Origin of the sequence: Flavobacterium sp. (genome assembly GCF_044361065.1) — a bacterium.
Taxonomy (GTDB): domain Bacteria; phylum Bacteroidota; class Bacteroidia; order Flavobacteriales; family Flavobacteriaceae; genus Flavobacterium.
This window is the reverse complement of record NZ_JBIKJI010000066.1, coordinates 1-10,680: the sequence shown is the minus strand read 5'-3', so window position 1 is coordinate 10,680 and position 10,680 is coordinate 1. Positions and strand designations below refer to the sequence as shown.

General features: G+C 30.9%; 9 protein-coding genes and 1 pseudogene. 3 read left to right on the top strand and 7 right to left on the bottom strand.

Translation table 11 applies throughout. The annotated features are described in order from the left end of the window. The 3 genes from ACIQ11_RS05620 to ACIQ11_RS05610 all read left to right on the top strand — a co-directional run. The coding region (locus ACIQ11_RS05620; protein WP_396153597.1) for a YggS family pyridoxal phosphate-dependent enzyme at nt 1–589 on the top strand (589 nt) is incomplete at its 5' end. Nucleotides 590–649: 60 nt separating this feature from the next. Further along, nucleotides 650–2,011 carry an exonuclease domain-containing protein gene (locus tag ACIQ11_RS05615; RefSeq protein ID WP_396153599.1) on the top strand — a complete coding sequence of 454 codons (1,362 nt, stop codon included), beginning with the start codon at nt 650–652 and terminating at the stop codon, nt 2,009–2,011. A gap of 16 nt (nt 2,012–2,027) precedes the next feature. Continuing rightward, a complete protein-coding gene (locus tag ACIQ11_RS05610) occupies nt 2,028–2,441 on the top strand; it encodes an SET domain-containing protein-lysine N-methyltransferase (protein ID WP_396153595.1) in 414 nt (137 codons plus the stop codon). A 76-nt stretch (nt 2,442–2,517) separates the two neighbouring features. On the opposite strand, the gene ACIQ11_RS05605 is transcribed toward ACIQ11_RS05610, so the two are convergent. The 7 genes and pseudogenes from ACIQ11_RS05605 to ACIQ11_RS05575 form a co-directional block, all read right to left on the bottom strand. Further along, entirely contained in the window at nt 2,518–3,123 is a 606-nt protein-coding gene (locus ACIQ11_RS05605) for an REP-associated tyrosine transposase (RefSeq protein ID WP_396153593.1), read from the bottom strand. Between the two features lie 264 nt (nt 3,124–3,387). Further along, the gene (locus ACIQ11_RS05600; protein ID WP_396153591.1) at nt 3,388–4,923 is read right to left on the bottom strand and encodes a YifB family Mg chelatase-like AAA ATPase; all 1,536 of its coding nucleotides are present in this window, start codon (nt 4,921–4,923) and stop codon (nt 3,388–3,390) included. A gap of 113 nt (nt 4,924–5,036) precedes the next feature. Beyond that, the gene (locus tag ACIQ11_RS05595) at nt 5,037–7,052 is read right to left on the bottom strand and encodes a protein-disulfide reductase DsbD family protein (protein ID WP_396153589.1); all 2,016 of its coding nucleotides are present in this window, start codon (nt 7,050–7,052) and stop codon (nt 5,037–5,039) included. Beyond that, nucleotides 7,036–8,355: a tRNA lysidine(34) synthetase TilS gene (tilS, locus tag ACIQ11_RS05590; protein WP_396153587.1), complete on the bottom strand. Its 1,320-nt coding sequence runs from the start codon at nt 8,353–8,355 to the stop codon at nt 7,036–7,038. The genes ACIQ11_RS05595 and tilS overlap by 17 nt, the downstream gene beginning before the upstream one ends. Nucleotides 8,356–8,735: 380 nt before the next feature. Further along, nucleotides 8,736–10,034 carry an anthranilate synthase component I family protein gene (locus ACIQ11_RS05585; RefSeq protein ID WP_396153585.1) on the bottom strand — a complete coding sequence of 433 codons (1,299 nt, stop codon included), beginning with the start codon at nt 10,032–10,034 and terminating at the stop codon, nt 8,736–8,738. A gap of 6 nt (nt 10,035–10,040) precedes the next feature. After that, nucleotides 10,041–10,451 (bottom strand): hypothetical protein, encoded by a 411-nt coding sequence (locus ACIQ11_RS05580; RefSeq protein WP_396153583.1) that lies wholly within the window; start codon nt 10,449–10,451, stop codon nt 10,041–10,043. A 10-nt stretch (nt 10,452–10,461) separates the two neighbouring features. Further along, nucleotides 10,462–10,680 (bottom strand): annotated as a pseudogene (locus tag ACIQ11_RS05575) (nitronate monooxygenase); the annotation flags it as partial.

Sequence of the window (10,680 nt, the reverse complement as noted above, 5' to 3'; positions counted from 1 at the left end):
CGATTTAATGGAAGCTTACAATGCTGGTCAGCGCACTTTTGGAGAAAACAAAATCCAAGAAATGACTGATAAATGGGAACAAATGCCAAAAGATATCGAATGGCATATGATTGGCCACGTACAAACCAATAAAGTAAAATTTATGGCAGAATACGTAAGTTTGATTCACGGAGTTGATAGTTTAAAACTGTTGCAAGAAATTAATAAACAAGCCAAAAAACACAATAGAGTAATTGATTGTTTGTTACAAATTCATATCGCAGAAGAAGAAACTAAATTTGGTTTAGATGAGTTCGAATTAGATGAGATTCTGAAACAAGTTCAGAATGAAAAAAGCGAATTTGAAAACATCAGAATCGTAGGTTTAATGGGAATGGCAACCTTCACTGAAAATCAAATCCAAATTGAAAAAGAATTCAACCATTTGAAAGCGATATTTGATAAATTAAGTAAAATTCCATTTACCCATAACCTAAAGCCCAACATCCTATCAATGGGTATGTCTGGCGATTATCAACTAGCCATTTCGTGCGGTAGCACAATGGTTCGAATAGGAAGTAGTATCTTTGGAAATAGAAATTATCAATAAGGCAATTTTGAATGTGCCAATTATTGAAATCGAAATACTAAAATTAAAAAAAGAAAGCATATTTATACTATTATCGACATAGAAACCACTGGCGGACAATACAATGAAGAAGGTATTACGGAAATTGCCATTTATAAATTTGATGGTCACGAAGTGGTTGACCAGTTTATTAGTTTGGTGAATCCTGAAAAACCAATTCAGCCTTTTGTGGTAAAATTAACGGGTATAAATAGTGCTATGCTTCGAAGTGCGCCAAAGTTTTACGAAGTGGCAAAACGAATTATTGAAATTACTGAAGGTTCTATTGTTGTAGCGCATAACGCCAGTTTCGATTACCGAATTTTACAAATGGAATTTAGACGTTTGGGTTTTGATTTTAAAAAACCAACGCTATGTACTGTAGAATTAGCCAAAAAAATCATTCCCGATTTGCCTTCATATAGCTTAGGAAAATTAGTACGTTCATTAGGAATTCCAATGGCAGACAGGCATAGAGCAAGTGGTGATGCAATGGCTACAGTTAAATTATTCAAGATGCTTTTAGCAAAAGATTTGACTAAAGAAATTGTAAAAAGTTATATAAAAACCGAAATAAAAGCGGGTTTATCACCTAAATTACTTGACATATTAGAAAAATTACCTTCAAAAACTGGAATATACTATATTCATAATGAAAACGGCGATTTAATTTATATTGGAAAAAGTAAAAATATTAAAAAACGTGTTAATCAGCATTTTACAGGTGTAAATTCTAAAAGTAAAAAAATTCAACGTGATGTATATACCGTTACATTTGAAGAAACTGGTAGCGAACTAATTGCTTTATTGAAAGAATCGGAAGAAATTAAAATCAATAAGCCTTTATATAATAGAGCACAACGCAAAAGTATTTTCAATTTTGCTATGTATTCACATATAAATAATGAAGGTTACTTAGCAATAACTATTGAAAAAGCGGATGGAAGAAAAAAAGAAATCACCTCGTTTGTAAGCTTACAAGAAGGGAAAAACTTTCTTTTTAAATTAACATCTGAAAATCAATTATGTCAGAAAATTAACGGACTTTACGAAACAAAATCCGCTTGTTTTCAATACAAAATTAAAGAATGTAGCGGTGCTTGCATACAGCTTGAAAGTCCTGAAACATATAACACTCGTGCTGAAGATTGTATTAATAATTTACAATTTGAAAACAACAATATGGTTGTTGTCGACAAAGGTCGAGGAATAGAAGAACGAAGTGCCGTTTTAATTGAAAATGGTGTTTATAAAGGATACTGTTTTTTCGATTTAAACTATCAAATAACAAATATAGAAATATTAAAAAACATCATTATTCCGATGCAAAATAATAGAGATACCACAACCATCATAAAAAATCATATTAGAAAAAATAGAGTAATGCGAATTTTAAAATTTTAGTTTTATTTAAAATAATATGGACAACACCATTGATGCAAAGGAAGAAGATTATTTATACATTCATAAATCTCAAATTGAAAATTCTGGAAATGGATTATTTACAGCAATAAAAATTTATAAGGAAGAAATAATTTCCATTTTTAAAGGTAAAATAATAACAAACACCGAAGCCGAATCTATTGTTGAACATAATGATGACAAGTATTTTATTAATTTACTTGATGGCACAATTTTAGACTCAAATACTGTAGATTGTTTTGCGAAATACGCAAATGATTCCAATGGTTTTATAAAATCTAAGTATAAAAATAATTCAAAGATTACATTAGATGAATCTAACAACGTTTGTTTGGTTGCTACAAAAAACATCAAATCTAATGAAGAAATTTTTTGCAGTTATGGTAAAAGATATTGGAAAAAACACGGCTAACCTAACCAACCTTCTCTAACTTACGCTCCGCAAAGTCTCCGACTTTGAGGATGTGTTTAAAGGTCTCCGACCTTCCTTACCAATTATAAATATTACTAATTGATTGTGGTTTTAAAACATCTATTACTGGATTATCAACTTTAGTAATTGTTATAATTCCATAATCATTTACATAATTAGATGCACTTGAATACAAATAATGAGAAGCTTTGACAACAATACCTGCTCGAACTGGATTCAAATGAATATAATCCAATTTAGACCAAAAAAACTTTTCAGAAAAAATTTCTTCGGGATGATTTCCATATTGCCAAAACTGATATTTTTCATTTCGACTATGACTTTTACAAGCAAATTCAAAACGTTTCAGCATCCAATCAGCTCTGCTTTCTGGTTCTGTTTCTATTTTATGCAAAATGGTCTTTGCAGTAAACTTCTTGAAATCCCGAATCAAATCGGATAATTTATTTTTATCTGATTGTATAATTAAATGAATGTGATTAGACATTATTACAAATCCATACAAAATCATTCCTTTATTTTTGATGCAAAAATCCAAACTTTCAATTATGCAATCTCTATATGCTTTTCTTGAAAAAACATCAACCCAATCCACAACAGTTGCGGTAATAAAATGAGCCTTAGATTGGTCTCTAATTATGTAACCTTCTTTATCTTTCATATTTTTTAGGTCAGTCATAGACTGTAAAACATTACCTCAAAGTCGGAGACTTTTCGGAGCTGCAATATTAATATATTAAAATTACTAAAACTTAAGCAAACTTCTATATGCTCCGCAAAGTCTCCGACTTTGAGGTTGTGTAAAAAGGTCTCCGACCTTTATTTCTAATTTCATTACTATTTATTATTATATTTTGTAATATCAAAGTCAGTCAAAGACTGAAAGACACTTCCTCAAAGTCGGAGACTTTGCGGAGCTTGCAAATTATCCCAACCAACCTTCTCTATCTAAACTTCTATACTGAATAGCTTCTGCAATATGATGTGAAAATACATTTTCTGAATTTTCCAAATCGGCTATGGTTCGGGAAACCTTTAAAATTCTATCATACGCTCGTGCTGATAAATTTAATCGTTCCATAGCTGTTTTTAATAATTTTAGAGAAACATCATCTAAAGCACAATATTCACGAATTAATTTACTACTCATTTGTGCATTATAATGAATGTGATTGTAGTTTTCGAAACGTTCTGTTTGAATATTTCTTGCCTCTGTAACCCTTTTTCTAATTTCAACACTACTTTCTGCTTTGCGAGTTTCCGATAATTTTTCAAAAGGTACGGGTGTGACTTCAATATGAATGTCAATTCGATCCAAAAGAGGTCCAGAAATTTTACTTAAATAGCGTTGCATTTCCATTTGTGAAGCACCATTTGAATTTTTCGAATCGTTAAAAAAACCACTGGGACTAGGATTCATACTGGCTACTAACATAAATGATGAAGGATAAGTTATCGTAAATTTTGCTCGAGCGATTGTTACTTCTCTATCTTCTAAAGGTTGGCGCATCACTTCCAAAACTTCACGTTTAAACTCAGGTAATTCATCTAAAAACAAAACGCCATTATGTGCTAAAGAAATTTCTCCTGGCTGTGGATAACTTCCTCCACCTACTAAACTGACAGAACTTGCCGTGTGATGTGGTGCTCGAAAAGGACGTTGCGTTAATAATCCTGCATCTTTTATTCTACCTGTAACCGAATGAATTTTAGTTGTTTCCAATGCTTCTTGCATACTCATAGGTGGTAGAATACTTGGTAAACGTTTGGCTAACATCGTTTTTCCAGCGCCTGGAGGTCCAATTAAAATAATATTATGACCGCCTGCAGCTGCAATTTCCATACATCTTTTAATTGACTCCTGACCTTTCACGTCGGCAAAATCGAATTCTGGAAATTCAAGGTTTTTAGAAAATTCTTCTTTCGTATCAATTATGGTTGGAATTAAAGTTTCTTTTCCTTCAAAAAAATTAATGACTTGCAATACATTTTCTACACCATACACTTCCAAACCTTCAACTATAGCGGCTTCTTTTACATTTTGATTGGGAAGGATAATTCCTGTAAAACCTTCTTCTTTTGCTTTAATTGCTATAGATAATGCTCCGCGAATTGGCTGTAAACCACCATCTAAAGACATTTCGCCCATAATAATATACTTTCCTACTTCGTCAGCGTTTATTTGACCAGAAGCAGCTAAAATTCCTATAGCTAACGTTAAATCATAGGCAGAACCTTCTTTTCTTAAATCGGCAGGCGCCATATTTATAGTGATTTTTTTTCCGGGAAGGTTGTAATTGTTGTTTTTTAGAGCGGCAGCAATACGATAACTGCTTTCTTTAATTGCGGAATCTGGTAAACCTACTAAATGGTATCCTATTCCTTTATCGATATTTACTTCTACAGTAATGGTGGTGGCATCTACACCGAAAACGGCGCTTCCAAAGACTTTTACTAACATGGCGTGTACTTTTAAAAATTGGCTTATATAAATACAAATGTAGAAAAGTTTTTGAAATAAAAAAATCTGTATAAAATGATTTCATACAGATTTTATAAATATTTAGAACTTATTTATTTTTTATTAGCCAAGGCAATCCCATTTTCTAACCATTTTTTATATTCTTCAATATTGGTATTAAATGCCATTGGAGTTACACCTTCTAAATCATTTCCTTCATTATCAATAATTACGTATAAAGGTTGTGAATTACTTTTATACCTTGAAATTTGTAAATCTGTCCATTTATTTCCAATTGTAATTACTTGTTTACCCGTTGTTTTGGAAACGTATTGTTTTTCTTTAGGTAAATCAATTTTTCTATCACAATATAAAGAAACTAAAACCACATCATTTTTTAGGATAGATAAAATGGTTTTATCAGACCAAACATTATCTTCCATTTTTCTGCAATTCGCACAGGCATCACCTGTAAAATCTAACAATACTGGTTTGCCTACTTTTTTCGCATACGCTAATCCGTATTCATAGTCTTCAAAAGCTATAATTCCGTGTGGTCCATTGTGCGCGTGTTCTGGTAATTCAGCTGTACTCGAATTCCCATTTCCAAATCCAGATGCGCTTTCTGCATAATTAATTGGAGGCGTTAATCCGCTCAATATTTTTAATGGCGCGCCCCATAGTCCTGGTATCATATAAAAAGTAAAAGTGGAAACGATAATTGCCATCATCAAACGCCCTACTCCTATTTTATCCGCTTTTTCATAATCGTGAGGTAACATATATTTGCCAAATAAATATAACGCCCAAGCAGCAAATACAGCAATCCATATCGCAATAAACAATTCTCTTTCTAACCAATGTTTTTGTAACACCAAATCGGCATTAGATAAAAACTTAAAGGCAAAAGCCAATTCTAAAAATCCTAAAGAAACTTTAACCGTATTTAACCAACCACCCGATTTTGGCATTGAATTTAACCAACCTGGGAACATAGCAAATAACATAAATGGTAAAGCAATAGCGATAGAGAAACCTAACATCCCAATAATTGGTGCTAAACCGCCTTTTGATGCTGATTCTACAAGTAATGTACCTACAATTGGACCCGTACAAGAAAAAGAAACTACGGCTAAAGCCAATGCCATAAAAAAGATACCAACAATTCCGCCTTTATCTGCTTTTGAATCAATTTTTGTAGCCCAAGAACTTGGTAAAACTATTTCGAATGCGCCTAAAAATGAAAGTGCAAAAATTACTAATAAGGCAAAGAAAATTAAATTAAACGTAACACTTGTTGATAATTCATTCAGTGCTTCTGCTCCAAAAATACCCGTAATTAATGAACCTAACAAGACATAAATAGCAATAATAGCTAAGCCGTATATGATGGCATTTCTAATACCTTCAGCTTTTGTTTTACTTTGTTTCGTAAAAAAGCTAACAGTCATCGGAATCATTGGGAAAATACAAGGCATCAAAAGCGCTGCAAAACCACCTAAAAAGGCTAAAAAGAAAATAGTCCATAAACTTTTTTCTTCTTTATTTGGTGTAGCGTTATTTGAATTTTTTACTGGTTCAACAGTTTGGTTTGTGGTATCCGGTTCAGTTGTTGCAACCGAATCAGTTGGTTTTGAAAGCGAACAAATAGCTATTTCTGATGTGGCTTCAGTTGCCTTTGTTTCTGGTAAATTAAAAACTAAATTTCCTTCAGTTTGCACACATTTTCCATCAATACACGCTTGACCATCTGCCAAAAGAGAAATTGTTTTTAATTTGGGATTTAGTAATTTAATTCGTTGCGTGAATTTTGCTGTATTTTGAAAGTAATATTCTTCAATTTCAAATATTTCGTTAAACGCTTTTTTATATTTACCTTCTTTAGTTTTTCCTATTAATTGGTAATTTCCTTTTTGATTTTTAAACGTAAAAACCAATGGTAAGGCACCACCTTCAGGTGTAAATTGAGAATACAAATGCCAATTGTTTTCAATACTTGCTGAGATAATTAAATCTAATTCAGTATCAGAAACTTTCACAACACTTGAACTCCATTTTACGGGTTCTACAATTTGTGCTGTACCCATAAAGGCAAGAAACAGGGCGAATAAACTAACTATTTTTTTCATTGTTATATGTAATTTGTATTATATTTTGATTGGTGTTATCTGGTTTAAATCGTTCGTCAGCTCTATGTCCAATTATCCAAACAATTTGACTATTGCTCTCTAATATCCAAGTAGCTTCTTTTTGAAATTGTGAAAATTTTTCATCTTTAAAATACTTGCTTACTTTCTTTTTGCCTTGCATTCCTGCTGGATAAAAGAAATCGCCTTCATTCCATTTTCTTATGATTAACGGAAATTGTAACTTCGATTCTTCCACAAATATAATGTTCTTGTTTTGATTTGAAATGTTACTTATGTTACAAAAACTGAAATTTAACGGAAAATTAGTACTTTCAGTTACAGAATTAATAACAATAGTTTCAAAATTCATCATTCTTTTTTGAGAAAGTAGTAAATAATCTCTGTCTTTTAATAAAATATAATTTTCAGATTCGATGCGTTTTCCTGTTTGCGATTGCACCAAATCATACACATCATTCCAAGCTGTAAACCCATATTTATGAAGCCATTGGTATAAATACGCTTTATAATTTTTATATTGAAGTAAAGCTGAAATATTAATTTTAATTTCTTGGTTTTCCTCTGAAACTACTTTTTCATACACCAGTTTCACAGCATCATCAACTAAAGTTTGTTGTTGATTGAGATGTAATAAGGTATTTTGAAACGAAGTTAAAAAAGAATCGTTTATTTCTTTTAAAACGGGTACAATATGATGTCTGATTTTATTTCTTACATATTTATCCGAAGCATTACTACTATCTTCTCGCCATACTAATTGGTTTTCTGATGCGTAATTTTCAATTTCTTTACGAGAAAAAGGCAACATTGGTCGGATAATATTTCCGTTTTGCGATGGAATTCCTGTTAAACCCTCTAAACCTGTACCGCGAGAAATATGAATCAAAAATGTTTCCACATCGTCATCAGCGTGATGCGCAGTAATAATATAATCGAATTTTTCCTGGACTAAAATTTCTTTAAACCAATCGTAACGTAAATTTCTGGCAGCAACTTGTGTTGATAATTTATGTGTTTCAGAATATTTTTTAGTGTCAAATTTTATAGTAAAACAAGGAATATTATGCTGCTTGGCGTAATTAGTAACAAATTTTTGATCTTCATCACTTTCCAAATTTCTTAATTGAAAATTGCAGTGCGCTAAAGCAAAATTGAAATTTAATTTTTGAAATAAATGTACTAAAACCATACTATCCAAGCCACCACTGGTAGCCACAAGTAATTTTTTATCTTGTAAGAAAGAAAAATTTTGTTGAATATGATTTTTTAGTTTTTGAAGCATTATTTAAGTTAAAAAGGGATAAGTGATAAGGCATAATTTACTATCATTCAACTTAGACTTTTAGTTTATTTATTAGCAAATTTAACAATTTTTCATTTTATAACGTTAATTAATTTTAGATCCTAAGCATTACTCTGTTTGATAAAAAATTAATTGTGCGATATTTTTGCCACAGATTTCACAGATTTCACGGATTTTATCTGAGGTAATCAATAACATCAGTGGCTATTTTTTTTAACATTTACCTTATTCTATTTTACTTTTTTCAAACACATAGGAACATAGAAAAATGATTGTTAGACTAAGTAGCCTCGCTATGCATAGAAAAACAAAGAATCACTATTCTTGATACTTTGTTACTTTGATGCTTTGAAACTATGTTACTTTTCCCTCAAAACCTCAAACATAGCTTTTGCTTTCAACAAACATTCTTCATATTCATTTTCTGGAATGGCTTCAGAAGTAATGGCACTTCCAACAGAAAAACTTAAATATTGATTTTCAGAATTATACAAAATACTTCGAATAACAACATTAAAATCAAAATTTCCTGAAGGCGTAAAATAGCCAACGGCTCCACTATACAAACCACGTTTGGTTTCTTCTAATTCTTCAATAATTTTCATTGCAGAAATTTTCGGTGCGCCAGTCATACTTCCCATTGGGAAAGTGGTTCGTAAAATTTCAATGGGTGAAGTGGTATGTGCAACATTTGAAGTTATAGTTGAAATCATTTGATGTACTTGCTTGAATGAATACACGTTACAAAGTTCTTCAACTTCAACTGAACTCTTTGTTGCGGTTTGTGACAAGTCATTTCGAACCAAATCAACTATCATTATATTTTCAGAACGTTCTTTGGCATTATTTTGAAGCGCTACTTTATTCTGCTCATCTAATTCTGAATTTGAATTGCGTTTCGCAGTTCCTTTTATTGGCTGAGAAATCACTTTTTGGTTTTCTTTTTTTAAATACCGTTCTGGTGAAGCTGAAAGCAAATAATGTTGATTTTTCTTGAAATAAACTGAAAATGGTGCGTCTGAAATTTCATTTAATTTTTTATAAACTTCATATGGTGCAATTACTGCCTCTTCTGCATAAAATTCCATACAAAAATTTGCTTCATAAATATCACCTCGATGAATATGAGCAAGCATTTTATTAACTTTATTAAGATAATTTTCTTTAGAAATTCTTTGTTGGATAGTAACTTTTGATTCTTTACTTTCGCTTTTTTCTTGATTTAAAATGTCTTCAAAATCGGAATCAATTTCATCATCGCACATATTTAGATATTGAATTTCCAAAGTAGTGTCTTTTAATAAAAAGATTTTTTTAGGTTGAAAAAAGTACAAATCAGGGAAACCTAATCCGTCAAAATTTTGAGATTGTAAATGCTCAACATCGTTTTTTAAATCGTAAGCTAAATATCCAAAAAGCCAATCGTTTGATTTAGATTGATATTGATATACATCTTCAAATGCTTTCTCAAAATCGGTTTGAATGGTAGTAAAAGCGTCTACAGCAACTACGAAATCAAAAGACTTATATAATTGATTTTCATTACTTTGAAAATTACTATCTAAAATAGTTACTTCTCTAAATTGCTGACTCCAAAGTGAAATTTGCTCTTTAAAAAGAGTTGGATTTACTATGTGTTTTATACTATTAGTTCGCAAGAGATATTATTTTTCGCCTAAATAAATTAAATCATATTCAATAATCATCTCGTCATTAGCAATATAAATTTGCTTGCTACTTCCTGCATTTTTAGGTGAGACAATTGTTATAACCGTATCTATACCTAAATTATCTACACAAAAATATTTATTAGACGTTCCTGTTTCATTTTCAACTTTATCTTCATATTTTAAAATACTATACAGTTGAATAATCTCAGAATATACTACAAAGCGATGTTTGTCTCTATCCAAGTTAATTAATAGTTCGGTTGGTAATGTTTTAGACCATTTAGACCATTCACCTTTTGCATTTTTTTGAGAAACAGAATAATTAACTGTTTTAAATTGATACGTTTGAGAAAATCCCAATTGTGTACATAAACCTAAAAACAATACAATAACTATTTTTTTCATTTTGTATAAATTAAAATTGAATTTCATTTACACTACCTTTTGCTGAATTAAATTCTGAAATAACATTAGAAATTATCGTTTCAACTGGAAGAATATCGTGGATTAATCCTGCAATTTGACCAATTTCTAATTCACCTTCTACTAAATCGCCTTCAAACATACCTTTTTTAGCTCTTGCTCTGCCTAACAATGTTTTTAAATCTTCTATAGAAGCACAATTGGCATAAGC

What these genes read in the sequence shown, in the direction of transcription:
- ACIQ11_RS05610 (WP_396153595.1), top strand. Translation starts at nt 2,028, where the DNA reads ATGGACAACACCATTGATGCAAAGGAAGAAGATTATTTATACATTCAT.
- ACIQ11_RS05605 (WP_396153593.1), bottom strand. Translation starts at nt 3,123, where the DNA reads ATGAAAGATAAAGAAGGTTACATAATTAGAGACCAATCTAAGGCTCAT.
- ACIQ11_RS05600 (WP_396153591.1), bottom strand. Translation starts at nt 4,923, where the DNA reads ATGTTAGTAAAAGTCTTTGGAAGCGCCGTTTTCGGTGTAGATGCCACC.
- ACIQ11_RS05595 (WP_396153589.1), bottom strand. Translation starts at nt 7,052, where the DNA reads ATGAAAAAAATAGTTAGTTTATTCGCCCTGTTTCTTGCCTTTATGGGT.
- tilS (WP_396153587.1), bottom strand. Translation starts at nt 8,355, where the DNA reads ATGCTTCAAAAACTAAAAAATCATATTCAACAAAATTTTTCTTTCTTA.
- ACIQ11_RS05580 (WP_396153583.1), bottom strand. Translation starts at nt 10,451, where the DNA reads ATGAAAAAAATAGTTATTGTATTGTTTTTAGGTTTATGTACACAATTG.